Here is a 26,381-nt window from a genome sequence, read left to right as displayed (position 1 = left end):
CGCGACCCGCGCGCCGGGCCCCAGGCTCATGACGGACCGGATCGTGACCGGTGGACCGTCGCAGCGACGCAGGAGCGCATCGGGAATGCGATCCTGCCGGCCACGCGCAGGAACGGCAGGCTGGGACGAGCCCATGCGTCCCGGGTGTCTGCGTTGACCGATCGACGACCAGGGTCGATCGGGCCCGTCAGGCGACCCACGCAGCCTTCTCGCCGTCACCGGTCCGTCGAAGGTGTGCAAGCGACGGGCGCGCAGCGGGCAACCGGCGGCTTGTCGCCCGCCGGTCGCCGAACTTATCGCCTCAGCGCGGCGGCGGCGGCGCCTCGCTTTGCTGCTGAATCAGCGGCGTGATGCGGCGGACGGTCACCCGCCGGTTCTCGCGCGAGGCGCTCTGCGTGTTCACCTTCAGGTTCTGCTCGCCATAGCCCTGCGTGGTCAGGTTCTCGGGCGGCACCTGAAAGTTCTGCGTCAGCACCGTGGCCACCGACTGCGCGCGGCGGTCGGAGAGCGAGAGGTTGTCGATGTCGGCCCCCACCGCGTCGGTGTAGCCTTCGATCAGGAACACCTCCTGCGGATTGGCCTTGATCGCCCGGTTCATCGCCGACGCGATGGTGGCGAGGCGGGCGGCCTGGTCCGGCGTCACCGTGAACGAGCCGGTGTCGAAGTTGATCGTATCGATGTCGACGCTGCGCATGCGGGCGCGCAACTGCGGGCTGTAGCGGACCTGATCGAGGGTGTAGCGCCGGTCCACCGCCACCACCGGCGGGGCCGACAGGGCCTCGTAGACGGCGCCCTCGTCCGCGCCCTCGTAATCGACCACGTAGCGATTGCGCGGGATGCGGATGTCCGGCGGCGGCAACTCGACGACGTCCTCGTAGATCGGCCGCGAGACGCCGCCGCCGAAGCTGTTGTCGATGATGACGACCTCGCGCCCGTCGCGGAAGCGGCGGGACCGGCGCACGAGACGGCCGTCATCGTCCACGATGGTGACGATCTGCTCGCCGCCCGGCCGGTCGAGATACGTGATGGTATCGCCGCCGCGACGCTCGCTGCGATAGGCCCGCCGGTCGAGATCGCGGAAGCGCTCGTTCTCGTCGTGGCGGATGAAGTAGGTGTCGCGGTCACGCACGATGATGCGGCCGGGCTCGCGGATATAGGTCCGGCCCCCTTCCGAGAACTCGCGGCGGTCGCGGCGTACCTGATCGTAGTCGCGGACATCGTCATCGTCCCGGAAGCCGCCCGGGACGTAACCCGGCCGCCCCGGCGCATTGAAGCCGCTGCGCGCGTCGCGGCGCTCGAAGGCGTCACGCCGCTCGCGGTCCTCGCGACGGTCATCGATGCCGCGATCCTCGCGGCGGGCGTCGATGCCGCGATCGTCGCGGCGGGCATCGCCGGGCCGGAGATCGGGTCGGCCCGCGTCGTCGCGGCCGGGGCCGTTCCGATCGGGGCCGTCGCGGCGCAGGTCGCGGGTCCCGGACTCCCTGGCAGCCGGATCTCTCGCATCCCGACCGCCCGGGATCGGTCCGTCCCGATCCGGCCGGGCGTCGGCCGGGTTGGCACCCGCACCCGGACGGCCGTCGGGACGCGGCGCGTCCGGATTCGGGGCACCGGGCGGGACGAACGGACGTCCCGGGACGCCGGGCCGCGCATTGGGCGCCGCGGCGCCGGGCTGGCCGGGCTGGCCGGGCTGCGGAGTCGGGGGAGCCGGCTGGCCCGAGGCACGCGGCTCGCCGGGGGCATTCGGACGGCCCGGCTGGGCTGCGCCCGGCACGTTCGGATTGACGGGGTTGGCCGGGTTGCGGATCTCGGGTGCGTTCGGCGCCGGGGCCTGCGCCGGAGCGGGGGCTTGTGCAGCAGGCGGGGCTTGGCGCGGCTGCGCGGGCGCCGGACGGTTCGGCTCGGGCGCGGCGGGACGCTCGGGCGTGTTCGGCCGGTCGGGGGTGCGCTCCCGGGCGGCCGGCGGGGGCGACGGACGCTCCGTGGGCCCATCGGCACCGGGGGCACGACGCTGCGGCGCCTGATCCCGGTCCGGACCGGGGCCACGCTCCTCGCGGGCGGGACGCTCCTGGCGCGGCTCCGGGCGATCCGGACGGGCGGCGGGACGCTCGGCCGGCGGCGCGGCCGGCACACGCTCCTGGCGCTCCGGACGGGGCTCGGGTCGTTCTTGACGGGGCTCAGGGCGCTCCTGGCGCGGCTCGGGGCGGGCGGCCGGCCGCTCCGGACGCGGCTCGGGCCGCTCCTGCCGTGGCTCCGGCCGCTCCTGGCGAGGCTCCGGCCGCTCCTGGCGGGGCTCCGGCCGCTCCTGGCGGGGCTCGGGGCGGGCAGCCGGCCGTTCCTGGCGCGGCTCGGGGCGCTCCTGCCGCGGCTCCGGTCGTTCACGTCCGCCGCCGGGCGGACCGCCCCGCGGACCTTCGGCACCCCCACCCCGGGGGCCCTCGCCCCGCGGCCCCTCGCCCGGCCCGGCCTGGGCCAGCAGGGCTTGGGCCAGCAGGATGGTGCCACCCGATGCGGAGTCCGGCCGGGCCAGGCTGGGGCCGGACAGGAGCAGGGCAGGCAGAACCGTGCCGGTCAGGAGAAGGTGGCGGATGCTCCGCATCGAAGGTCACTCACGTCGTTGATGAGGCCTTCGGAACAGAATGCGAGCGGGATGGTTCCCGTTTTTTGGCCGCGCGGCGCCGACTGTCCCCCTCAGGGATTCCCCGGCCGGGGGGCGGTCGAGAACAGGTTCGGGGCGATGATGCGCACCGGTTGGCGCTCCTCGCCCGTCCCCGGCACGGCCGCGGCCGGCTCCGTCAGCGCAGGCGCATCGGAGGCGACGCCGGCACTGCGCGTGGCGGCGTCGGCGGCGAGGCCCGCGGCGGTCTTGTCGGCCCGTCCCACCAGGGTCAGGCGGACCTTCGGCGGGCGCGACAGGGCTTCGGCCTGCATCGGCGTGACGAAGATGTCGCCCTTGTGCCGGACCAGCATGCTCTCGGCCTTGACCAGGGACTGGGCCCAGCTTTGCCCCTCGCGCTTGCACGAGCAGTTCGGCGTGAAGGAGGTGCGGAACTTGAAGGCGTTGGGCAGGGCCGTGTAGGCGCGGCTCCCCTTCACGGTGGCGGCCTGTTTCAGGGCCTCGTCGCCGTGCGGCATCGAATAGGCGGCGGCTTCCGCGCCGGGGCAGAGGGCCTGGCAGAGCTCGTCGGCGCCCTCGCGCCCGTCGGGCAGGTTGGTCATCGGGAAGTAGGCGCCGTCGCAGGTGCGCACGCAGATCACCTGTGCGCCACCCCGCGCGCGCGCCTCGCCCGGAGGGCCGTCCGCCTTGATCAGGCTGCGGCTCGCCGCATCCGTGCAGGCGGCGGCGATCGCCTCCGTGAGCTGCTGCCGGCGGGCGGCCGTCACCTCGCCGTTCTCGGCGCCGTAGCCGGCGTTGAGCGCGCGGATGCGCTGCTCAACCGCGCCGCATTGCGGGGGGCGCGAATCGAAGAAGAGGAACCGCCCCCCCTCGCAGTTCAGGGTGCGATAATAGGCATTCAGGCGGCCGATCTCGTTCTGCAGGGCCCGCGCGGTGCTGGCGCCGTCGCTGAGGCCGGCGAGTTCGGAGCGGTAGCGCAGACAGGCGGAGGTCTGCGCCTCGGCGATACCCGTCAGGGTGGTGACGGCGAGGACGCCGGCGAGCACTCGGACGAGCGTGCGGATCTGGGAGGGGATCAGCGGCATGGCCTGATTGCAATGGATGGCGGGACGCCGTCGCGCGACGTCCCCCGAAGGAAACTTCGACGAAGCGGAGGCGAACGGGCTCAACACAAGTTTATTAGCGACCCTCGCACGACCGCGACACCCTTCCCACATCCGCTCGGAACAAACTGAGGGGAATGATACGATGATGTGGCTTCGGGGTCTCACAGGCTGCGCGCTGGCGCTGGGGCTCGGCCTCGCCGCACAACCGGCGCGCGCGGACGATGCGGACCGCATCTTCGACAAGTCGACCGTGTGGCGACCTCTGACACCCAACGACAAGCTCGTGGTCTACGGGATCGACGATCCGTCGGTGGCAGGGGTGGCCTGCTGGTACACCCAACCGGAGAAGGGCGGCATCAAGGGCACCCTCGGCCTCGCGGAGGATGTCTCCGACATCTCCCTCGCCTGCCGTCAGGTCGGCCCGGTGCAGTTCAAGGAGAAGTTCAAGCAGGGCGCGGTCGTGTTCAGCGAGCGCCGGTCGCTGATCTTCAAGTCGATGCAGATCGTGCGCGGTTGCGACACCAAACGCAACACGCTGATCTACATGGTCTACTCGGACAAGGTGATTCAGGGCTCGCCCAAGAATTCCACCTCCGCCGTGCCGCTGATGCCCTGGGGCACCGAGCCGCCGCCACGCTGCGACGCGCTCATGGAGAAGTAGGCCGGGAGACTGGATCGCCTCACGTCGGAGCGACCCGGCTGCCTGCCACGCTCGGGCGGAATCCATCCCGCCCGAGGATTCAATCCTGGCAGGTGATCCGGATCGGGCGCTCGGCGGGCTTGGCCACCGGGGCCGGCGGGATCGCGCCGGTATATTCGTCCTGGGCGGCGACGCCGAAGGAGCCGGCAGAGGCGAAGCCCTGCGCCTCGCACCAGGCATTGGCCACCACCTGGCCGCAGGCGCTCTCGCCATTGGTGAGGCAGTCGCCGACGCCGTACCCCTCGCTCGACGGGATCAGGAACGTCTTCTCGACGGTGCCGGGTGCCTTGGCCGGGCTCTCCCCGTCGGAGGCGAGGGCGCCGTGGGCGGAGAGGACGAGAGCGAGAAGAGCGCCGATACTGGCGGTCGCGCGGCGCATGGGCAGAACCTTGCTGGTGTCGGAAGCGTATGGGGCGAAAATTTCGCGGCACCAGGTTAACAAACCCTTTCGCCGTGCCGTCGTTTTCGCGGCAGGCGTTTCGAAGGCGTGCCGGTCCGGCGTCGTTCTCGAATTGCTCATGGTTTTGGGGTAGCGCAGGACGGGCGGCCCGGCCGTCGCCTTCGCGCAACAGGGCCCCGGGCGGAACGCGGCGACGGTGTGGCGGGCGCTTGGGTGCGCTGCGGCAAAAGCCGCGCGAAACCAACGCGCTGCGGTGTTTTCAAGGACGGACGGGTCCGGATGGAGGCCCGGGACGTAAGGAAAGTTTCATGGCCTCGATGTTGCGGCTCTACAACACGCTGACCCGCGAGAAGGCCGCCTTCACGCCGATCGATCCCACGAACGTACGGATGTATGCCTGCGGCCCCACCGTCTACGACGCCGCCCATATCGGCAACGCCCGGCCGATCATCGTCTTCGACCTGCTGTTTCGCCTGCTGCGCCACCTCTACGGCGCGCCCCACGTCACCTATGCCCGCAACGTCACGGACGTGGACGACAAGATCAACGCGCGGGCCGCCGAGCGCGGCATCAGCATCCGGGAACTCACCGACGGCACCCTGAAGGCCTTCCACGCCGACATCCGCGAACTCGGCGTGCTGATGCCGGAGGACGTCAACGTGCCGGGCGGGCACCCGCGCTTCGTCGAGCCGCGGGCCACCGACCACATCGCCGAGATGCACACCATCATCGCCGGCCTGGTGACGCGCGGCCATGCCTACGTGGCGGACGGCCACGTGCTCTTCGACGTGCCCTCGATGCCCGATTACGGCGCCCTCTCGAAGCGTCCCCTGGACGAGATGGAAGCCGGAGCCCGCGTCGAGGTCGCGCCCTACAAGCGCTCGCCCCTCGACTTCGTGCTGTGGAAGCCCTCGAAGCCCAGCGAGCCGGCCTGGCCCTCCCCCTGCGGGATCGCCGAGCCCGGCCGGCCGGGCTGGCACATCGAGTGCTCGGCGATGTCCTGGAAGCATCTCGGCGAGCGCTTCGACATCCATGCCGGCGGCATCGACCTCATCTTCCCGCACCACGAGAACGAGGTCGCCCAGTCGCGCTGCTGCTTCGGCACCGACGTGATGGCCGACGTCTGGCTCCACAACGGCTTCCTCCAGGTGGAGGGGGAGAAGATGTCGAAGTCGCTGGGCAACTTCATCACGATCCGGGACGTGCTGAAGGATTGGCCCGGCGAGGTCGCGCGCCTCGCTATGCTCAAGACGCATTATCGCCAGCCGATCGACTGGACCCTGCGCGGCCTCGAGGAGGCGGCCCGGATGCTCGACCGCTGGTACGGGGTCGTCGGCGACGTGGCCGCGGCCGCGGCGATCCCGGAGGGCGTGCGCGAGCCGCTCCTCGACGACCTCAACACCGCCGCGGCACTCGCCGAGCTGCACCGCCTCGACGAGCCGGCGGCCCTGAAGGCCGGGGCGAACCTCCTCGGCCTGCTCACCCAGATGAAGTCGGCGCGCGACCAGGGCACCATCCGGGCAGCCGGCGTCGACGTCGCCCGGGTCGAGGCGCTGATCGCCGACCGGCGCGCGGCCCGGGCCGCCAAGGACTGGGCCGCTTCGGACCGGATCCGCGACGAACTCCTGGGCATGGGCGTCGCCGTGAAGGACGGCAAGGACGGGACGACCTGGAGCGTGGCGACCTGAGCCGGGCCGCCGCGCCGGGGCCGTCGCCTCAGAACCGCTCCGCCACCAGGGCTTCGGCGGCGGGGGCCGGCGCGACCGATCCGGCCGCGTCGCGCAGCAGGCCGACCACGTCGGCCGCCTCGGTGGCCACGAGGTAGCTCAGGTCGAGCCCTTCCCGGATGAAGCCCTGCCCCCGCATGTGGTCGAGGAGCGTCAGGAGGGGCGTCCAGAAATCCGCCACCGAGAGCAGCAGGATCGGCTTGTTGTGCTGGCCGAGCTGCGCCCAGGTGAGCTGCTCCACCAGCTCCTCCAGGGTGCCGATGCCGCCGGGCAGGGCCACGAAGGCGTCCGAGCGCTCGAACATCAGCCGCTTGCGGGTGTGCATGTCCTCCACGACGATGGTCTCCTGGATCTCGTCGAGCATGCGCTCGCGCGATTTCAGGAAATCGGGGATGATGCCGGTGACGTGGCCGCCGTTCTCGAGGACCGCCCGGGCGACGGTGCCCATCAGGCCGACATTGCCGCCGCCGTAGACGAGGCCGATCCCGGCCTCCGCCAGGGCCTTGCCGAGGGTCACGGCCGCGGCCGTGAAGGCCGGATCGCCGCCGAAGCCCGAGCCGCAATAGACGCAGACCGTCCTTACCGGAGCCATGCCGGACCTCCCTGATGCGCAGCGGCCGGGGCCCGTCCGCCGCGGTCCACGAGCCAAACTGCTGATTTTACGGAAGATCCGGCCGTGATCCGGCGGGTATGATTTGGTGATCCGATCATGTTCGCTAATATGTCGCCATCAATCGCCGGTTTGTCGACGGGCCCGATCCCGCGGCGATGGAATTTCGGCCGCCGTGCCGGTGGACGAAGGAGTGGCGTGTCATGAGGGCGGAGTTGCGACGGAGCATCTTCCTCGCCTGCGTGGGGCTTCTGGCGGGCTTTGCCCTCGTGGTCACCCTCTACGGCGCAGGCACCCTGTTCAAGCGCGGCCTCGGATCCCCGGCGGGCTCCGGCGCCCCCGAGGAGAGCGCCCCCCCCACCGGCAAGCCCCCCGCCCGGACCGACGGCGCAGCCGAGCCGAATCCACCGGTCCGGCGGGATGCGAGCCCCGGGGAGGGGGCGGCGCCGGCGGGAAAGCCCCTGGCGGCCCTGGGCCCGGGCCAGCCGTCGGCGCAGGCCTCGGGCACCTCGCCGGGCAGCGAGGCGCCGACCTTCGACATCATCCGGATCGAGCCCAATGGCGAGGCGGTGATCGCCGGGCGGGCCGCGCCCAACACCACCGTCGAGCTTCTGCGCGACAACGAGCCGATTGCCCGTGCGCTCGTCGACCCCTCCGGCCAGTTCGCCATCGTACCCCCCGCCCTGCCCACCGGCAGCAGTGAGATCACCCTGCGGGTGCTCGGTGCCGACGGTCAGGCCCGGATCTCGCGCGACAGCGTGGCGGTGGTGGTCTCGCCCCATCGCAATGCCAAGCCCCTCATCGCCCTGACCTCCCCCGACAAGCCCACCATCGTGCTCTCGCAGCCGGACCCGGCTCCGGCGACGCCGGGGACCACCCTTGCCGATGCGGGCAGGACCGAGACGGGGAAAGCCGCCTCGGGCAAAACCGAACCGGACAGGATGGACTCGAGCAAGGGCGCCTCGGGCAAAAATCTCCCGGATAAGACCGAGGCCGGCCGGAGCGGCAAGGCCGATGGCACCCTCGCAACGACCATGCCCGACGGCCGCGCGCCCCGGAATCCGGCCCCGACGGCGCAGACCCGCCCCGGCAAGGCCGACGCGGACCGCACCGGGCCGGTGAAGATCGTCAGCGTCGAGGCGGAAGAGGGCGGACGGCTCTACGTCACGAGCCAGGCCCCGCCCGGAGCCACCGTGCGGCTCTATCTGAACGACGCCCTGGTGGCGCCCGGCAGTGCCGGCGCCGACGGCCGGGTGGCCTTCACCATCGGGCGCGGCGTCCGGCCGGGCGACTACAAGGTCCGGGTAGACCAGGTCGATCCCGTCTCCGGCAAGGTGAAGACCCGCTCCGAGGTCGCCTTCAACGTGCCCGCGGCGGTGACCAAGCCGGCGGCACCGGGGGCGGGCCGGCCGCCCGAGGGCGGGCCGGCCGTCGCGCAGCCGGGCAATCCGCCGGCACCGGGCCCGGTCGCACGCCTGGGGACGCCGGAGAACCCGGCGACACTGCCCCCGGCGGCCGTGCCCCGGGCAGCGGCCCCCCAGGCGCCCGCCGCGCTCCCGCCCGCGAATTCCGGGACCGGAACGCCCCAGGCCCCGACGCCGGCACCGTCCGCAGCCCCCGCGCGCACCCCGGCGCAGCAAGCACGGACGTCGCAAGATTCGCCCTCGCGAGAGGCTTCCCCGCAGCCGCCGTCGCCGCAGGTCCCGCCGCGCCCCGCTTCGGTCACGCCGCCCGCCACCGCACAGGCCGAGGCGCCCGCGCTGCGAAGCCCTGTCCCGGCCCCGCCCCAGACACCCGCCCAGAGACAGGCCCTGACCCCTGCTCTGGCGGAACGGAGCCCGACGGTCTTCGTCCCGGAGATCGGGACCGCGACCATCATCCGGGGCGACAGCCTGTGGCAGATCAGCCGGCGCATCTATGGCAAGGGCACGCGCTACACGGTGATCTTCGACGCCAACCAGCCGCAGATCCGCAATCCCGACCTGATCTATCCGGGCCAGATCTTCGTCCTGCCCACCGACGGCACCGCGGCGGTTCCGCAACCCGACAAGCGGGGCTGACGGCGCGGCCCCTACGCGGCGGGCGCCGGCTCCGGCACGAGGGCCGGTCGCTCCTTGGGCACCGGCAGCGCCGCCTCGCTGCGCTGGAGGATCTCCAGGGCGGCGTCGGCCTCGCGCTGACGGCTCCACATGGAGGCATAGACGCCGTCCTGCTCCAGCAGGGTGGCATGGTCGCCGCGCTCGACGATCACCCCCTTGTCGAGGACGATGATCTCGTCCGCATTGACCACCGTGGAGAGACGGTGAGCAATGACCAGGGTGGTGCGGCCCTGGCTCACGGTGTCGAGGGCATCCTGGATCTCGCGCTCGGTGAAGGAGTCGAGGGCCGATGTCGCCTCGTCGAGGACGAGGATCGGCGGTCCCTTCAGGATGGTCCGGGCGATGGCGACGCGCTGCTTCTCGCCGCCCGAGAGCTTCAGGCCACGCTCGCCCACGGGCGTGTCGTAGCCCTCCGGCAGGGCGGAGATGAAGCGGTCGATCTGCGCCAGGGCGGCGGCGGCGCGCACCTCCGCCGGGGTGGCGTCCCAGCGGCCGTAGCGGATGTTGTAGCCGATGGTGTCGTTGAACAGCACCGTGTCCTGCGGAACCATGCCGATGGCCGCCCGCAGGCTGGCCTGCCGGACCCGCGAAAGATCCTGGCCGTCGATGAGGATGCGGCCGCCCTGCGGCTCGTAGAACCGGAACAGCAGGCGCGACAGGGTCGACTTGCCGGCCCCCGAGGGGCCGACGATCGCCACCGTCTTGCCCGCGGGCACCGCGAAGCTGACGCCCTTGAGGATGGGCCGGGCCGGGTCGTAGGCGAAGCGCACGTCCTCGAACCGCACCACGCCGTCCGAGACGGCGAGCGGCAGCGCGTCCGGCCGGTCGGCGATCTCCGGGTTGCGGTGCAGGATCTGGAACATGTCGTCGATGTCGATCAGCGCCTGTTTGATCTCGCGATAGATCATGCCCATGAAGTTGAGCGGCATGGAGAGCTGCACCAGCATGGTGTTGACCAGCACGAAGCCGCCGAGGGTGGTACGCCCCGCCATGATGTCGCGCGCTGCCAGCCACATCACGATGGTCATGCCCACGGTGAAGATCACTGCCTGGCCGGCGTTGAGCACCGCGAGCGAGACGTAGGTCTGCGTCGAGGCCTTCTCGTACTTGGCCATCGAGACGTCGTAGCGTTCCGCCTCTCGCCGCTCGGCGCCGAAGTACTTCACGGCCTCGAAGTTCAGCAGCGAATCCACTGCCTTGGTGTTGGCGTCGGTGTCGGAATTGTTCATCCGGCGCCGGATCTCGATGCGCCACTGCGTCGCCTTCCAGGTGAAGGCGAGGTAGGCCGCCACCATCGCGAACACGACCACCGAGTAGATCCAGTCGAACTCGTAGGCGAGGACGCCGATCACGAGCAGGAACTCGACGATGGTCGGCACCAGCGTCAGCACCATCAGGCGCGAGAGTTCCTCGATGCCGCCGCGCCCGCGCTCCAGCACGCGGGTCAGGCCGCCGGTCTTGCGCTCCAGATGGAAGCGCAGGGAGAGCCGGTGCATGTGCTCGAAGGTCTGGAGCGCGAGGCGGCGCACCGCATGCATCGCCACCTTGGCGAACAGCCCGTCGCGCACCTGCGTCAGACCCGCCATGAGGATGCGCGACAGGCCGTAGAGGCCGATCAGCAGCATCGGGGCGGCAAACAGCCCGGTGGGGATGGCCGCACCCGGCTTGGGGTCGGTCAGCGCCACCAGGGCGTCGGTGGCCCACTTGAAGGTGAAGGGCGTCACCATCGTCACGAACTTGGCGACGATCAGCAGGCCGAAGGCGAGGAAGACGCGTCGCTGCAGGTCGGGCCGGCCGTGGGGCCAGAGATAGGGCCAGAGACGGCGATAGGTGGCGACGAGGCCGGGGCGCGCGGGCGGCGCGGCCGCGGCCGGTGCCGCCGGGGCGGGATCGGTGCTCATTCGGGTCAGGAACTCGGGATGAAGAGGGCGTCGGGCCCGCATATAGGCGCCCCACCCGGCCAGCGACAGTCACGGGTGCCGGCGGGTCGGGCCTGCATGCACCGCAGGGACCCGCCGTCAGCCCTCTCCCGCCAGCCGGCGGAGCACCACGTCCCGCCCGATCAGCGGCAGCAGGCCGGCGAGATCCGGCCCGTGCTCCAGGCCGGTGATGGCGAGGCGCAGCGGCATGAACAGCGCCTTGCCCTTGGCCCCCGTGGTGGCCTTCACGGCCCCCGTCCAGGCCTTCCAGGTCTCCCCGTCCCAGGGCTCGGCCGGCAGGAGCGCGGCGGCGGCCCCGATGAAGGCCGGGTCGGCGATGACGGGGCTCACCGGGCCGGTGACCACGCGCCACCAGTCGCCCGCCTCCGAGACCTTGGCGAGGTTGGGCCGCACGGCCTCCCAGAACGCCGCGGCGCGCTCGGACGCGACCCCTTGCGCCGCGAGGCGGTCGGCGACCTCCGCATAGGGCATGACGTGGACGAGGCGGGCGTTGAGTCCGTCGAGCTCGTGCGGGTCGAACTTCGCCGGAGCCCGCGAGATCTGCGCAAGGTCGACGAGGCCGGCGAGCTCGTCCAGGCCCGCCACGGCGCGGACCGATTCGGCCGACCCGGTGAGCACGGCCAGCGAGCGCACGGCGCCCGGCTCGTAGCCGGCCTCGCGCAGGCCGCGCAGCGAGAGGTGGCCGAGGCGCTTCGAGAGCCCCTCCCCGTCCGCGGTGGTCAGGAGGTTGTGATGGCCGAAGACCGGGATCGCGCTGCCCAAGGCTTCGAAGATCTGCACCTGCACGCCGGTGTTGGTGACGTGGTCCTCGCCCCGGATGACGTGGGTGACGCCCATCTCGGCGTCGTCGACCACGGAGGGCAGGGTGTAGAGGTAGCTGCCGTCTGCCCGGATCAGCACCGGATCGGAGAGCGAGGCGCAGTCGACATGGGCGGGGCCGCGCACGAGGTCGTCCCAGGCCACCGTGCGTGCGTCGAGCTTGAAGCGCCAGTGCGGCTTGCGACCCTCCGACTCCAGGGCAGCCCGCTCGGCCTCCGTCAGGGTCAGGGCGGCCCGGTCGTAGATCGGCGGCTGGCCGCGCCCGAGCTGGCGCCGGCGCCGGCGCTCGAGCTCCTCCGGCGTCTCGTAGCAGGGATAGAGCCGGCCCATCGCCTTCAGGCGTTCGGCGGCCGCATCGTGGACCGCCACCCGGTCGGATTGCCGCGCGAACAGGTCGGGCACGATCCCGAGCCAGGCGAGGTCCTCGGAGACCGCGTCGGCGAAGGCCTGCGTCGAGCGCTCCCGGTCGGTGTCGTCGAGGCGCAGCAGGAAGCGCCCGCCCCGCGCCCGCGCGAAGAGCGCGTTGAGGAGCGCCGGCCGGGCGTTGCCGATGTGCAGGTAGCCGGTGGGCGAGGGCGCGAAGCGCACGAGGGGCGCGCCGGCGCGGGGCGTGTCGGCCTGGGGCGAGGTGGCGTGAGTCATGAGGCGCCCTCTAGACCATTTCGCCGGCCCTGAGGACTCCGGTGACGGGCGAAAGCCTCAGCCCCGGGTGCCCCATCTCACGCCCATCCGGCTCGGGGCATTCGAATCCGGCCCGAGGGCTGGTCCGCTCCCGCTGCGCGGCACGAAGGGCTTCGGCGTCAGGGTCTCGGGGATGGCGCTCTCGAACTCCTGCATCTTGGCGAATTGGCCCGCCTTGCGGAAGCGCCAGAGGTAGCCCGGCACCACCGCCTCCATGGCGGTGGGCTGCAGGCCGATGCCCTCCAGGGTACGCCCCTCGGCCTTGGCCGTCTCGGAGACGACGTTGTCGTTCTGGAGCAGGACGACCTGGTCGCGGGTGAGCTTCAGGCTGTCCGGCAGGAGGCCGAGGGTGAGGGTGTCGACCACCTCGAGGGCGCGGGCCTGGAACATCGCGGCCGGCTGCGGCAGGCCGAGGACTACGCGCTTGCGCATCGTGACCTTGAGCATGTAGCGCACCAGCGATTCCAGGGTCTCGACCTCCGGGCCGCCGAGTTCGTAGACCTTGCCGGCGGGCACGTGGCCCTCCACGGCGCGGGCCACCGCCTCGGCCACGTCGGCCACGTAGACGGGCTGGAAGCGCGACGCGGCGCCGGCCAGCGGCAGCACCGGCAGGGCACGGGCCAGGGCGGCGAAGCGGTTGAAGAAGCTGTCGCCGGGGCCGAACACCAGCGAGGGCCGCAGGATCACGTGCGGACCGCCGGCTTCGGCGACCCGGGCCTCGCCGAGGGCCTTGGTGCGGGCGTATTGCGAGGGCGAGTGTGCATCGGCGCCGATGGCCGAGACGTGGACCAGGGGCGCGCCGACGGCGGCCGCCGCCCGGGCGATCTCGCCCGCGCCTTCCGCCTGCAGCTGCGAAAAGGTCTGCTTGCCGGTCTCCTGGAGGATGCCCACGAGGTTGACGACGATGTCGGCGCCGTGGACCGCCTGGGCGATCGAGTCGGGGTAGCGCAGGTTGGCCTGGACGGCGACGATCTGGCCGACCTTGCCGAGGGGCTGCAGGAACAGGGCGAGGTCGGGCCGGCGCACGGCCACCCGGATCCGGTAGCCGCGCTTGGCCAGCGCCCGCACCACGTGGCGCCCGAGGAAGCCCGATCCGCCGAACACGGTGACGAGCTGCGAGGCGGGGCGGGTCAGGGGGAGGGTCTCGAAGCCGGTCATCGCTCGTGCGTCTCGAAAAGCGGCCCCCGCGCCGGTCCGGCCCCTGCGGGGCTTGGATCGGCGCCGGTCCTTGAGCCTGGTGCAGCGTATCTAGACCACTTCCAGGCCAGACGGGAGGCCGAACGATGAAATTCGGCCCTCGGCAGCTCCGGGGGAGCCTCAGCGCAGGCGCGGCTGGGGCTGCGGTCCGGCGACCGGGGTGCGCCGGCTGAGGCCCTTGTGGACATGCACCATCAGGGCGATGCCGAAGAGCGGGGTGACGAGGTTGAGCACCGGCACCACCATCAGGCCGGCCAACAGCACGCCGGCGAGGAGCGTGGTGCCGCCGTAGTGGCGGCGCATGGCGCCGGCCTCCGCCATCGGCCGGAAGCGTCCGGCGGCGAGCTCGAAATACTCCCGCGACAGCAGGTAGGCATTGGCCCCGAAGAACGCGACGAGATTCACCCCCGGCACGAAGAACAGGATCAGCGCCACGAGGTTCACCAGCAGGGCGAGGCCGGCGAAGCGGACGGCGTAGAACATGGCGGTGCCGAGGGGCAGGGCGAGGCCGGGCGGCTCGCCCGGAAAGTCCGTGCGCTCGACGATCTCGGCCGCGTCGTCGAGGAAGTAGCCCGCCACCAGGATCGACACCGCCGGCATAACGTAGGCGAGGCCCACGAACAGGCCGGCCCCGGCGAAGAACACCGCCAGGGTATCGAGGAAGGGATAATCCACCGAGAGATGGTGCTGGGACAGGAACCAGTTGATCGCCCGCGTCAGTCCGAACCAGACGAGCACGAGGATGCCCACCGTGAGCCCGAGGGACTTCCACAGGATCGCGCGCAAGGGGGATGAGAACACCTGCCGGACGGCGGCGAAGGCGGCCTGGATGAGCATACCTGGGTATCCCGTGGTCGTGGATCGATCCGTTCGTGAGGTCCCGGCCTGCGTCGCCCCCGCGCGCGCCGTGTCCCGAGGTTCTGGCGATGGCCGTGCGCAGGCGCAAGTGCGGGCCATCGCTGCACCACCCGTCCCGCCGGGCAGCGGACGGGCGATTCGCGGCGCCGACCCTGGACGCCCGAGTTTTCTGGCGTGTGACCGGCGTGCGACCGGTCGCATGGTGTCGCCCGGCACCGCCCTCTGCTAGGCCCATCGCCATTCTTCGCCGACAGGAACGAGACCGTCATCCATGCGGACGTCCCGCCCCGAGCACGAACGCTGGCGCCCGAGCATCGCGCCGCGCCTGGCCCCCCTGCCCGACGATCCGGAGGTCATCGTCGTCGGGGCGGGCGCCGCCGGCGTCGCGGCGGCGCGCGGCCTCGCGGCCCTGGGCGTCCGGGTGGCGGTCCTGGAGGCGCGCGACCGGGTCGGCGGGCGCCTCGTCACGGTCTCCCTGCGGGGTCACGCCGTCGACCTCGGCGGGCACTGGCTGCATGCGGGGCCGATCAACCCGCTGGTGCGGCTCGCAACTCAGCGGGGGGAGCCCCTGCGGATGGCGGCCCAGGAGAGCCATCTCTGGGTCGGGCGCCGGCGCGGCCGGCCGGTGGAGGCGGCGGCCCTCGGCCGTGCCTTCGCGGTGGCCGACCGGGCGATGAGCACCCAGGCGGGCTGGGCGGGGCCGGACCGGCCGGCGGCCACCGCCCTGCCGCCGGGCCTCGGACCCTGGGGCCGGCGGGTCGAGCGCGTCCACGGCCTGGTCTCCGGGCAGTCCCTCGCCCGCGTCTCGCTCCAGGACTTTCCCAGCATGGAGTACGGCGACAACCGCTTCATCGCCGGGGGCTACGGCGGTTATCTCGCCCGCCTCGCCCAGGGGCTGCCCATCGCCCTTGGGACGCCGGTCACCGGCATCGACTGGTCGGGCGCGGGCGTACGGGTGCACACGGGATCCGGGAGCTTCGCGGCCCGGGCCGTCATCGTCACGATTCCCACCATGGTACTGCGGGCCGCGCCTCTCTTCACCCCCGTCCTTCCCCCGGAGGTCGCGGACGCGATCACGGGATTCGCCACCGGCATCTACGAGCATGCGGTGCTGCACTGGCCCTCCTGCCCGTTCCGGGGGGCGGACCGGCTCGCGAGCCTCGTCGGCGGGCGCGAGGCGAGCCCGGGCCTCCTCACCCGGATCGACGGCACGCCGTTCCACTTCTTCGAGCTCGATGCGCCGATGGCCGCCGCCCTCGACGCCCGTGGGGCCGGGCCGGACGGGGTCCGCCGCCTGGTGCGGGCGACGCTCGCCGCACATGTCGGCGCCCGCGCCCTGCACGACCTGAGCATCCCGGCGGTGAGCGCGTGGCGCCACGACCCCTGGGCGCGCGGATCCTGGGCCGTGGTGCCGCCGGGCCATGCCGATGCCCGGGTCCGCCTGCAGGCGCCCGTGGCGGACCGGATCTGGTTCGCCGGCGAGGCCTTGTCGCGCCTGCAATGGGGCACGGCGGGGGGCGCCTACGCGGAGGGCGCGCGGGCCGCCGCGGCGGTGGCCGAGCGCCTGCGCGCTTAGGACGGCCTCAGGCCGGCGCCCGGCGGAACATCAGGGGCAGGAGGGGGAAAATCTCGCCGAAGCGCACCGGCAGGGATGCGATGAGGTGGGGGATTTCGTCGGCCGGTCGGGCCGGGCTGAAGAGGAAGCCCTGGATGTCGTCGCAGCGGCTCGCCCTAAGCATCTGCGCCTGCTCCCTCGTCTCGACGCCCTCCGCGGTGACGGTGATCGAGAGCTTGCGCGCGAGGGTCAGGATCGCCTCGATGATCGCCAGGCATTCGGGTCGGCTGTCCATGTCCTTGATGAAGGAGCGGTCGATCTTGATCTTATCCACCGGGAACCGGATCAGGTAGCTCAGCGACGAGTAGCCGGTGCCGAAATCGTCGAGCGCCACGCGGATGCCCAGGGCGCGCAACTCGTTGAGGTTGGCGATGGTCGTCGCGTTCATCTCGAAGAAAACCGACTCGGTGACCTCGATCTCCAGGCGCTCCGGCCTCAACCCGCTGGCCTCCAGCGCCTGGGTCACGTCGGCGACGAGGTCGGTGTTCCGGAACTGGATCGGCGAGAGGTTCACCGCCAGCCGGATGTCGTCGGGCCAGCGCGCGGCCTCCCGGCAGGCCTGCATCAGGACCCAGCGGCCGATCTCGGTGATCAGGCCCGAGGCCTCGGCGACGGGCACGAAATCGGCGGGGGAGACCGGGCCGCCGGCGCCGCGGGTCCAGCGCAGCAGGGCCTCGAAGGTACGGACCCGACCGTCCTCCAGACCCACCAGGGGCTGGTAGTGCAGGCTGAATTCGCCCTGCGCCACCGCCCGCTTCAGATCGACCTCGAGCTCGCGCCGCAGGCGCATCGTCGCCTCGAGGTCGGGCGAGAACACCCGGACCTTGCCGCGGCCGGTGGCCTTGGCCCGGTAGAGGGCGAGATCGGCCTTGCTGAGGAGGCCTTCGGGGCTGTGCGCATCGCGCGGCGCCAGGGCGAGGCCGACGCTGGCGCCGATCTCCACCTGAACCCCGTCGAGAGTGTAGGGTGTGCTCAGGGCCGCGATGAGGCGCAGGGCCAGTTCGGTCAGGGCATCCTCGTCGCCGCCGGGCAGGAGGATGGCGAACTCGTCGCCGCCGAGGCGCGAGACCAGCCCCTGGGGCGGGACCGTGCCGGTCAGGCGCTGGGCCACCCGGACCAGCAGGACATCGCCGAGGGCATGGCCGAAGGTGTCGTTGACGAACTTGAAGCCGTCGAGGTCGAGATAGAGCAGCGCGCAGGCCTCGCCCCCGGTCTGCGCCCGGGCGCAGAGCTGGGTCGCCACGCCCTGGAACTGGGTCCGGTTGGCCAGGCCCGTCAGCGGGTCGTAGCTCGCCAGATAGGCGATCCGCGCCTCGGACTGGCGGGTGTCGGTGATGTCCGAACCGACCCCGCGAAAGCCCAGGAAGGTCTCGCCGCCGTCGGTGATGGGCCTGCCGCTGAGGCGCCACCACCGCGTCAATCCGCCGATGGTGACCTCGACGACGCGCTCGCGAAAGGCCTTGCGCTCGGCGACGAGGGCCAGGATCTCGGCGATCTCCGGGGTCATCTGACGGGGCTTGCGAACGCCGAGAAAGAGCGCCGCGAACGGCGCCTCGTGCAGGATCGCCGGGTCCTCGCCCGCCACCTGGCCGATGCGCTCGGACACGTGCTGGAGGCGTCCCAGCGGGTCGGTCTCCCAGAGCCAGTCGCTGGTGCTCGCCTCGAAGTCATGGAGCAGCAGGCTGATCGTCTCGTTCTGCTCGCCGACCCGGACGCGATCGATGATCCGCTGTTCCGAGAGGCGTCCCATCCGCCCGGCGGTGAAGGCGACGAAGGCCGAATAGACGCCCATCAGCATCGCCAGCCACCCGTTGGCGGCCCCTCCGACGAGGAACAGGGCGGCGAGGCTGCCCAGGGCGATCGGCGCGGAGTAGACCAGGCCGAGATGCGCGAGCGAGCCGAAGGTGTAGGTGGTGGCCATCAGGCCGGCCCCGATGGCCACCACGAAGGTCTGGTCCTGGGTGCCCGCGGTGGGGAGGATCATCAGCGGCATGCTGGCCCAGGCCAGCCCCAGGATCAGCGAGAACAGGGCGGCGAGCCGATGCCCGGTGACGACGTCGCGCTCCCCCAGGCGCCGCCGGCGGTAGCGCCGCGCCCCGATCGCCGCGAGGGTGATGGGACCGGCGACGCTGCCGAACAGGATCAGCAGGTAGGTCCGGTGCGCCTCGCTCCAGAAGAGCAGCAGCACGGCACCGACGACCACCGTATGGGTCAAGGCCAGGTAGGGTGCGAATTGCAGCACCTCGTCGAGATGGCCGGCGCGGGCCTCCAGATCGTAGCGATTGGTCCGAAGGCTCGCGGCGCGGGACGGCGCCCCCTCGGCCGCCGGCTCCGGGCTCCCCGGTGCCGAGGCGCGAACGCGATCACCCGCCCGGCGTCCCCACGTGGCCTCGCGCACCCGCGCCCCGGCGGCGGGGGAGACGAGCGGCCCGGACGCGAGGGAGGGGCAGGCGAGGACGGGGGCAGGTGGACGCGGCATCAGCTGAGCGATCTTCAGGTTATCGCCAGCAGTGGGGCCTGCCGGATCGACCCAACCGGACAGGACTTGACGGAATCGGGGTCGCATCGTCCGCGTACCGCATCGTCAAGTCTCCGACTGGAGGGCGAGGCCACAGGCTAGTCCCGATCATTTGATAGAAACTTAATTGTAGCCTTTCGCGCGGTCCCGCAGCGGTTGCGTCGCCGGTTATCCCGTCCCGGATCGCCCCCTCCTGATCGCCTCAGAAACCGGACCGGCCTCGGACGGGCCGGAGGCACTCCCGCGTCACGAGAAGAGATCGCGCGTCACAACAGGACGTGGGGCCCGAGATCCTTCGCCGGAAGGGGCTGGAGGAACGCCGCGCCGATGCCGTCCTCGAAGCAGCGCGCGACCGTGGCCGGCGTTCGGCCCAGGGTGATCTGCGTGCCGGGCTCCAAGCGGATGTCGATCCGCACGGCCGCGCCCGAGGCCGAGACGTTGAGGAGGCGGCCCGGGATCCGGGTGCCGCAGGACATCGTGACGAGGATGTCGGGCGAATCCGGCACGAAGCGCGGATGGACGCGCTGGGGCACCTCGCCGCCGTTCTGCTCGGCGGCGAGGTCGAGCAGGCGACGCACGATGACGGGCAGCGGAGCCTCGGCGCGGATCACCCGGGTGACGAACTGCTCCTTGCCGCCCTCGATGACTTGGACTTCCATCGCGCCCGCGTGCCGGATGCTGCAGGACAAGATCTCGCCCAGGGACGGCACGACGGACGAACGAAAGCGAAGACCCGTGACGGAGAGATCGGCGGTGACGGCGTAGAAATCGGCACGATACCGATTCCAGCAGAGGGCAGGCAGGATCACTCTCGTCTGCGTTGCTGTGAGGGTCTCGCCCATGGCCATCCTGAGGTTGCGGAGGCCATAAGACGGGGCGCCCCCCGACATTCCTTTACCCGAACGCCGAAAATTTGATCCAACCGGGCCCGGGAAGGCCGGCCATGCACGATTTCCGTGCAGAAGGCCCTGCTCGGAATCCTCGCACGCCGCATCGGTGCGGACCCGCCCCTCACCCGGTCGGACGGGCTAGGGATGGCAGTCGCTGCTCGACGCCAGGGTGTCGAGGCGGGTGAGGTCGCCGACCACCGCGAATTCGCCGTAGTTGAGCCGCAGCGCGCCGCTGACGCCGTTCTCGTAGAGGTCGAAGCTGAGGACGTAGATCGGCGTGCGCTCGCCCTCGCCGGGAATGTAATAGCTCAGGGTGACGGGCCAGCGCGGCACGGTCGCCATCGGCCCCTCCCGCAGGGGCTTGTCGCGCTCGGCCGCCTTGTCGGAGGCCGCCGGCGCCGGGACCTGACGGCCGATGACCGCGAGGGTGTCGTAAACCTTGCGCCCATCGTCGGAGCCGTCGAAGACCTTGACGGAGACGGTGCTCTGCCCGTCGCGGGCCGCCTGGATCAGGCGCCGCATGTGCACCGTGGGGAAGAGGACCTCGCCCGCATCCTGGAACTGGTCGCGCTTGGGCTCCTTCAGCTTGACCTTCAGGAGGTCGGAACTCGATTCGGCGGTGCCGTCCACAGCCTGGCCGGGAGTGCCGTTGAGTACCGTGCTGGTCTTGAAGCGGTAGCTGCGCCCGTCCCCGCTCTCGAACGTGCTGTTGCGCAGGTCCGAGGTGCGGCTGCCGGTCTCGCCACTCTCCAGAACGGTCACCTGGCGGGTCTGCATCGTGTAGCCCTTGCAGGCATCCCCGGTGAAATCGATGACGATGCGCCCCCGCGCGCTCTCCACCGCCCGCGTGCCGCTGCTCTCGGCGAGGGAGAGATCGTAGACGGCCCGATGGTTGGCGAGGGTGATCGGCGCGGCGGCCCCTGCCCCGGTCGCGAACAGGACGAGACCGACGGCGATGCCGGGGACGGCCATCCGCGCCCTCGGGACGGCTGCACTCACGCTGGGACGACGCATGGACTCTCCTGACAGGACGGGGCCGGAGGACAGGGGCCCCGCCGACGCCCCTCAGATAGGGCACCCCGCGGGCCCGCGCGAGGCTCGGTCCCCCCCCCGTCCGCATTCGCCGCGCCGACGGGGCGCCCTAGATCGGATCGGAGAAGAAGAACCGGAAGACGGGAGAAGGAAACGCCCATGGACGCCGATACCCTGCGCTCGCTCCAGGCCCCGATCAAGGACCGCTACCGCAACGCCCCGGACTCGGCCGTGGTGACCCTGCGGGCCCGGGGCAGCCTCGACGACACGGCCATCGCTTGCAAGGTCGAGACCGGGCGCGCCCTCGCGGTGGCAGGCCTGCACCCGGCCACCGGCGGCTCCGGCGCCGAGCTCTGCTCGGGCGACATGCTGCTCGAAGCCCTGGTGGCCTGCGCCGGCGTGACCCTGAAGGCGGTGGCCACCGCGATCGGCGTCGCGCTCCGGTCCGGCACGGTGAGCGCCGAGGGCGACCTCGATTTCCGCGGCACCCTCGGGGTCGACAAGGCGGCGCCCGTGGGCTTCCGCGCGATCCGCCTCACCTTCGCCCTCGACACGGACGCCCCCCCGGACAAGCTCGACCAGCTCCTCAAGCTGACAGAGCGCTACTGCGTCGTGTTCCAGACCCTGAACCACAAGCCGGAGCTGGCCGTCACCCTCGCGCAGGGCTGACCGGCAGCGCCGGGTTTCGCGCCGGGGCGAATGATCCCGGGGCCATGCTGGCGCGTTCCCCTCGACATGATGATTTTTCAATGGACAGTCGGCGTCCTTCTCGGCGCCGTGCTCCTGGCGGGGCTCGCCCGCCGGGTGGGTGCCCCTTATCCCGTCTTCCTGGCCCTTGGGGGCATCGGCCTCGCCTTCATCCCGGCCGTGCCCAACCTGGTGCTCGACCCGGAGCTGGCGCTGGCCCTCTTCCTGGCGCCCGTCCTGCTCGATGCGGGCTACAACACCTCGGTGCGGGACCTGCGCACCCACTGGCGCCCGATCGCCGGCCTCGCCTTCGGGGCGGTGGTCGCGACCACGGCCGCCGTGGCCGTGGTGGTGAAGTGGCTCGTGCCGGACATGCCCTGGGCGGCCTGCATCGTGCTCGGCGCGGTGGTGGCGCCCCCCGACGCCGTGGCCGCGCTGTCGGTGCTGCGCCACGTCTCGCTGCCCCACCGCCTCACGACGATCCTGCGCGGCGAAAGCCTCCTCAACGACGCGGGCTCGCTGATGATCTACCGCCTCGGGGTCACGGCGGCGGTCACCGGCACCTTCTCGGTGAGCCAGATCGGCCCGGCCTTCCTCGTGGGCATCCTCGGCAGCCTCGTCGCCGGGCCGGTCCTCGCCCTCCTCTACAGCGCCGCCACGCGCCCGGCCACCGACGCGCCGAGCGTCATCGTCCTGCAGTTCGTGGCCGCCTTCGGAATCTGGATCGGAGCGGAGCACGTGCACCTGTCCGGGGTGCTCACCGTGGTCACCTTCGCCATCACGGTGGCGCGCATCGCGCCGGGCCACACCCCGCCGCGCACCCGCATCGTCTCCTACGCGGTCTGGGACACGGCGGTGTTCGTGCTGAACGTCCTCGCCTTCGTGCTGATCGGCCTGCAGATCGGCCCGATCCTGGAGCGCCTGACCCGGGAGCAGCAGATCTCCTACGCGCTGGTCGGCGCGGCGGTGTTCCTCACCGTGGTGGTGGTGCGCTTCCTCTGGGTCCTGCCCACGGCCCACCTCGCCCGCCTGGGAGCCGACGGGACCGAGACCCGCGACCGCGGGCTCTCGGCCGGGATCGCGGTGTCCTGGGCGGGCATGCGGGGCATCGTCACCATCGCCACGGCCCTGGCCCTGCCCGACGGCGATCCGGGCTTTCCTTACCGCGACCTCATCGTGCTCACCGCGTTCTGCGTCATCATCGGCACGCTGACGATCCAGGGCCTGACCCTGCGTCTCCTGCTCGGCCGGCTCGGGTTGGAGGACAACGACCCGGTCGGGCGCGAGGTCGGGCACGGCCGCACCGAAGCCTACCGAGCCGCCCTAGAGAGCCTGGAGAATGCCGAGGATGCCCCCTCCGAGGCCTTGCGCGAGGAGTTCCGCATCGCCCTGGAGCAGGCCGAGGCCCGCGACACGGGCTTCGCCTCCGAGGCGCTGCCCGCCGATGCCGCCCGTCGGCGCGCCATCGAGGCGGCCCGCGACCGGGTGCTGGCCCTGCGCCGCTCCGGCACGATCGGCGACGACGCCTACTACGTGCTGGAGGAGGAGTTCGACTGGGCCGAGATGAATGCGACGCCCCGGGCCGAGACCTGACACGCGGGCGCGGAGTCGCATCTCGACCCCGACGCCTCAGGCCACGGGCGCCACCCGCAGGGAGAAGTGTGCGCCCTGCACGTCCGGGGCGACCGCGAGGGCGCCCCCGAGCTGGCGGGCGAGGCTGTTGATGATGCGCATGCCGAGGCTGGCGCTGCGCGCCGCCGTGGGATCGAATCCGTCCGGAAGCCCGGCGCCGTCATCCTCCACCGCGAGGATCAGGCCGGCCGCCCCGTCGGGCCGGGCCTCGACCCTGATCTCGCCCTCGCCGTCCGCGTAGGCGTACTTGATCGCGTTGGTGACGAGTTCGTTGACGAAGAGGCCGAGGGGGATCGCGAGGTCGGCGGGGATGTTCATCCGCGCCGCGCGGCAGACGAGGCGGTGGCGCGGCGCGCTCTCCTGCAGCTTGGCGCAGAGGGCCTCGAGGAAGCCCGCGACGTCGATCGCCTCGAGGCTCGGCTGGCGCCAGAGCTGGTCGTGGACCTGGGCCACCGCCTCGACCCGAGTGCGGGCATCGGCGAGGGCGCTCTTCACGTCGTCGTTGTCGGAGCCCCGGGCCTGGAGCCCAAGAAAGCCCGCCACCACCGCGAGGCTGTTCTTCACCCGGTGGCTCATTTCCCGGGATAGGAGCTCCTGGCGCTCCAGGGCCGCCTTCAGCCGTGCCTCGGCCCGCTGGCGCTCGATGGCACCGCCGACGAGGTTGGCGAACCCCTGCATGAAGGCGATGTCGGCCTCCTCGAACTGGCCCTCGCGGGTGTCGTCCACCTCCAGCACGCCGTAATTGCCGTCGCGGTTGGCGATCAGCACGTTGATCGCGCGGCGGATGCCGTGGTCGGCCATCAGCTTCGGCGTGCGGAAGCGCGTCTCGTTCTCGAGATGGTTCGAGATCACGGGCCGGCCGGTCTTCAGGGCATAGCCCGCCGGCGAGGCGAGGTCGGCACCGATGATGGTGGTGCCCACCGCGTCCTCGGCCCAGCCCACACCGGCACAGACGAGGAGGCAATCCTGGTGCGGTTTGTATTCCAGCGCCTTGCAGAATTGCGCCTCCATGCCCTCGGCACAGAGTTCGGTGGCGCGCTGGAGCAGGGGCAGCAGCTCGGTGGCCCGCAGGGCTTCGACCCCGAAATCGGAGAGGATCGCCTGCTGCCGCAGGCGGATCGCCAGGGCCTTCGGCGCCAGTTCGGTCATCGCTACGCTACACGTCCCGGTTTCGGCGCGGCCGGGCCGCCCGTCCGCATGGCCTCCTTGTGCGACACCCGGAGCGCTGCCCGCAAGGTCATACAGCACGGTCCGCACGAGAGTTGATGGCCCGCGCCCGGCTCAGATCTCGATCTCGGTGCCGACCTCGACCAATTGCCGGGTCGGCACGCAGAAATGCGCGCCGGTGCGCTCGGCGTTGCGCAGGAGGAAGGCGTAGATCTCCTCCCGCCAGGTCGCCATGCCGCGCTGGTCGCTCTTCGGGATGATGGTCTCGTGCCCGATGAAAATCGTCAGATCCTCGAGGCACTCTGCCGGCAGGCGCTTGGCATCCACGGCGCAGCGGAGGCCGTCGGGCACCGAGGCATCCTCCATGAAGCCGTAGCGCAGGATCACGCGGGTGATGTCGGGCGTGATCGGGATGACCTCGGCGCGCTGATCGCGAGCGACGGCCGGCTCCTCCTCGTAGCGGGCGGTCACGATGAGGATGCGCTGGTGCAGGGCGTGGCTGCGCGCGACGAAGCGGGACAGGTGCAGCGGAATGGCGCTGGTGGCGGAGGACAGGAAAGCGGCGTTGCCCGGCAGGACGATCGGCGGATCGCGCCGGAGCTGCTCCAGGAATTCGACCTCGGGCTGGCGCAGGGCGACCCGGGCCGACTCGACGAGCTGGTTTCCTTTGCGCCAGGTGAGCATCAGGAACGCCACCACGGCCGCCAGCATCAGCGGAAACCAGCCGCCCTCGAACAGCTTCACGCTGTTGGCCCCAAGGAACACGAAGTCGATCGCCAGGAAGAACCCGTTCACCGCCAGCACGGCCACGGGGTTGTAGCCCCATTTCAGCGCCACGAGGGCGGCGAGCAGGGTGGTGATCGCCATCAGGGAGGCGACGGCGATGCCGTAGGCGCCGGCCAGGGCATCCGAGGAGCCGAAGACCAGGACCGCGCTCAGGGTGGCGGCGGCGAGCAGCCAGTTCACCATCGGCACGTAGATCTGTCCGCGCTCGTGCCGGGCGGTGTGGACCACCCGCATCGGCGGCAGGAAGCCGAGTTGAATCGACTGCTGGGTGAGCGAGAAGGCCCCCGAGATGATCGATTGCGAGGCGATCACGGTGGCGACCGTGGCGAGGCCGATCAGCGGATAATGCGCCCAGTCCGGGCTGAGGCGGTAGAACGGGTTCTCGATGGCGTCGGGCTCGACCAGGAGCAGCGCGCCCTGTCCGAAATAGTGGATCACCAGGGCCGGCAGCACGAGGCCGAACCACGAGGCGCGGATCGGGCCGGCTCCGAAATGCCCGAGATCGGCATACATCGCCTCGCCGCCGGTGACCGCCAGGAAGGCCGCGCCCAGCATGGCGAAGCTGACGTGCCAGCCCGCATGCGTCAGGAATTCGACGGCTTTGAGCGGGTTGAGAGCGGTCAGGATCTGCGGCGCATGCCAGATGCCGCCGAGACCGAGCAGCGCCAGCACGACGAACCAGACGAACATTACCGGGCCGAAGATGCGGCCGATGAAGGCCACGCCTCGGCTCTGGACCAGGAACAGCCCGACCAGGATCAGCACCGTGATCGGCGCGACGAAGCGCGACAAGGCCGGTGCCTCGACCTTCAGGCCCTCCACCGCGCTGAGCACCGAGATCGCCGGCGTGATCGCGCCGTCGCCGTAGAGGAGCGCGGCGCCGATGAGGCCGACCACGAGGAGAAGGCCGGCCCAGGAGCCGGGCTTGGCGTTCCGGGCTCCGAGCAGCGCCAGCATGGCGACGATGCCGCCCTCGCCGCGGTTGTCGGCGCGCAGGATCAGCACGGCGTACTTGATCGAGACGATGAGGATCAGCGACCACAGGATCAGCGAGACGGCCCCCGTCACCGCGATCGGAGTCGGGGGCGCCCCGGCACTCGCGGCGCGGACCGCCTCCTTGAAGGCGTAGAGGGGGGACGTGCCGATATCGCCGTAGACGATGCCGAGCGCCCCCAGCATCACCGCTGGGCGCAGGGCCGGCCGTCCCGAACGGGATTCCTCGTGGACCACGGGCACGCTCTCCGGCAACGGCGAAGGTTCGCTCTGCCGCTCGCAGGTAGGGGCTGCTGTCCGCCCGACCAGG

The 26,381-nt window shown here is 71.6% G+C and carries 19 protein-coding genes; 6 read left to right on the top strand and 13 right to left on the bottom strand.

Annotated elements, in window-relative coordinates:
• Window positions 1-301 precede the first annotated feature (301 nt).
• Both ASF41_RS13700 and ASF41_RS13695 read right to left on the bottom strand, forming a co-directional pair.
• The gene (locus tag ASF41_RS13700) at window positions 302-2,596 is read right to left on the bottom strand and encodes an OmpA family protein (RefSeq protein ID WP_056494019.1); all 2,295 of its coding nucleotides are present in this window, start codon (window positions 2,594-2,596) and stop codon (window positions 302-304) included.
• Window positions 2,597-2,688: 92 nt separating this feature from the next.
• A complete protein-coding gene (locus ASF41_RS13695) occupies window positions 2,689-3,699 on the bottom strand; it encodes a DUF2865 domain-containing protein (RefSeq protein ID WP_056276647.1) in 1,011 nt (336 codons plus the stop codon).
• Window positions 3,700-3,862: 163 nt separating this feature from the next.
• Between ASF41_RS13695 and ASF41_RS13690 the strand changes: the two genes are divergently transcribed.
• Window positions 3,863-4,381 (top strand): CreA family protein, encoded by a 519-nt coding sequence (locus tag ASF41_RS13690; RefSeq protein ID WP_056494016.1) that lies wholly within the window; start codon window positions 3,863-3,865, stop codon window positions 4,379-4,381.
• A gap of 79 nt (window positions 4,382-4,460) precedes the next feature.
• Here the strand turns inward: ASF41_RS13690 and ASF41_RS13685 are convergent, their stop codons facing one another.
• Window positions 4,461-4,799 (bottom strand): hypothetical protein, encoded by a 339-nt coding sequence (locus ASF41_RS13685; RefSeq protein WP_056211689.1) that lies wholly within the window; start codon window positions 4,797-4,799, stop codon window positions 4,461-4,463.
• Between the two features lie 329 nt (window positions 4,800-5,128).
• Between ASF41_RS13685 and cysS the strand changes: the two genes are divergently transcribed.
• A complete protein-coding gene (gene cysS, locus ASF41_RS13680; RefSeq protein WP_056494013.1) occupies window positions 5,129-6,508 on the top strand; it encodes a cysteine--tRNA ligase in 1,380 nt (459 codons plus the stop codon).
• 28 nt (window positions 6,509-6,536) lie between these two features.
• Here the strand turns inward: cysS and ASF41_RS13675 are convergent, their stop codons facing one another.
• A complete protein-coding gene (locus ASF41_RS13675) occupies window positions 6,537-7,139 on the bottom strand; it encodes a TIGR00730 family Rossman fold protein (protein WP_056211684.1) in 603 nt (200 codons plus the stop codon).
• A 221-nt stretch (window positions 7,140-7,360) separates the two neighbouring features.
• Here ASF41_RS13675 and ASF41_RS13670 point away from each other — a divergent pair, with 221 nt between their 5' ends.
• Window positions 7,361-9,217 (top strand): LysM peptidoglycan-binding domain-containing protein, encoded by a 1,857-nt coding sequence (locus ASF41_RS13670; RefSeq protein ID WP_056276098.1) that lies wholly within the window; start codon window positions 7,361-7,363, stop codon window positions 9,215-9,217.
• A gap of 11 nt (window positions 9,218-9,228) precedes the next feature.
• On the opposite strand, the gene ASF41_RS13665 is transcribed toward ASF41_RS13670, so the two are convergent.
• The 4 genes from ASF41_RS13665 to ASF41_RS13650 form a co-directional block, all read right to left on the bottom strand.
• Window positions 9,229-11,157 (bottom strand): ABC transporter ATP-binding protein/permease, encoded by a 1,929-nt coding sequence (locus ASF41_RS13665; RefSeq protein WP_056494010.1) that lies wholly within the window; start codon window positions 11,155-11,157, stop codon window positions 9,229-9,231.
• A 117-nt stretch (window positions 11,158-11,274) separates the two neighbouring features.
• A complete protein-coding gene (gene gltX / locus ASF41_RS13660; RefSeq protein WP_056494007.1) occupies window positions 11,275-12,657 on the bottom strand; it encodes a glutamate--tRNA ligase in 1,383 nt (460 codons plus the stop codon).
• Between the two features lie 57 nt (window positions 12,658-12,714).
• On the bottom strand, window positions 12,715-13,854 hold the full coding sequence (locus ASF41_RS13655; protein WP_056494004.1) for a complex I NDUFA9 subunit family protein: 1,140 nt from the start codon (window positions 13,852-13,854) through the stop codon (window positions 12,715-12,717).
• 159 nt (window positions 13,855-14,013) lie between these two features.
• Window positions 14,014-14,730 (bottom strand): sulfate transporter family protein, encoded by a 717-nt coding sequence (locus tag ASF41_RS13650; protein WP_056493999.1) that lies wholly within the window; start codon window positions 14,728-14,730, stop codon window positions 14,014-14,016.
• A gap of 292 nt (window positions 14,731-15,022) precedes the next feature.
• Between ASF41_RS13650 and ASF41_RS13645 the strand changes: the two genes are divergently transcribed.
• Entirely contained in the window at window positions 15,023-16,327 is a 1,305-nt protein-coding gene (locus ASF41_RS13645; RefSeq protein WP_056493995.1) for an NAD(P)/FAD-dependent oxidoreductase, read from the top strand.
• A 7-nt stretch (window positions 16,328-16,334) separates the two neighbouring features.
• Here ASF41_RS13645 and ASF41_RS13640 read toward each other — a convergent pair whose 3' ends face one another.
• The 3 genes from ASF41_RS13640 to ASF41_RS13630 form a co-directional block, all read right to left on the bottom strand.
• A complete protein-coding gene (locus ASF41_RS13640) occupies window positions 16,335-18,845 on the bottom strand; it encodes a bifunctional diguanylate cyclase/phosphodiesterase (RefSeq protein WP_056493992.1) in 2,511 nt (836 codons plus the stop codon).
• 305 nt (window positions 18,846-19,150) lie between these two features.
• Complete coding sequence (locus ASF41_RS13635) at window positions 19,151-19,726, bottom strand: PilZ domain-containing protein (protein WP_056381920.1); 576 nt, start codon at window positions 19,724-19,726, stop codon at window positions 19,151-19,153.
• A gap of 186 nt (window positions 19,727-19,912) precedes the next feature.
• Window positions 19,913-20,746 (bottom strand): cell envelope integrity EipB family protein, encoded by an 834-nt coding sequence (locus tag ASF41_RS13630; RefSeq protein WP_056276113.1) that lies wholly within the window; start codon window positions 20,744-20,746, stop codon window positions 19,913-19,915.
• Between the two features lie 219 nt (window positions 20,747-20,965).
• Here ASF41_RS13630 and ASF41_RS13625 point away from each other — a divergent pair, with 219 nt between their 5' ends.
• Together ASF41_RS13625 and ASF41_RS13620 are read left to right on the top strand one after the other, a co-directional pair.
• On the top strand, window positions 20,966-21,475 hold the full coding sequence (locus ASF41_RS13625) for an OsmC family protein (protein ID WP_056211665.1): 510 nt from the start codon (window positions 20,966-20,968) through the stop codon (window positions 21,473-21,475).
• Between the two features lie 66 nt (window positions 21,476-21,541).
• On the top strand, window positions 21,542-23,086 hold the full coding sequence (locus tag ASF41_RS13620) for a sodium:proton antiporter (protein ID WP_056493989.1): 1,545 nt from the start codon (window positions 21,542-21,544) through the stop codon (window positions 23,084-23,086).
• Between the two features lie 36 nt (window positions 23,087-23,122).
• Here ASF41_RS13620 and ASF41_RS13615 read toward each other — a convergent pair whose 3' ends face one another.
• Window positions 23,123-24,274, bottom strand: coding sequence for a sensor histidine kinase (locus ASF41_RS13615; RefSeq protein ID WP_056211660.1), 1,152 nt, complete (start codon window positions 24,272-24,274; stop codon window positions 23,123-23,125).
• 132 nt (window positions 24,275-24,406) lie between these two features.
• On the bottom strand, window positions 24,407-26,257 hold the full coding sequence (locus ASF41_RS13610; RefSeq protein ID WP_156653297.1) for a potassium transporter Kup: 1,851 nt from the start codon (window positions 26,255-26,257) through the stop codon (window positions 24,407-24,409).
• Window positions 26,258-26,381: the final 124 nt, after the last annotated feature.

It is taken from the genome of Methylobacterium sp. Leaf111 (assembly GCF_001423285.1).
GTDB lineage: Bacteria > Pseudomonadota > Alphaproteobacteria > Rhizobiales > Beijerinckiaceae > Methylobacterium.
The sequence above is the reverse complement of the archived record's forward strand: the minus strand, read 5'-3'. Positions and strand labels throughout refer to the sequence as shown.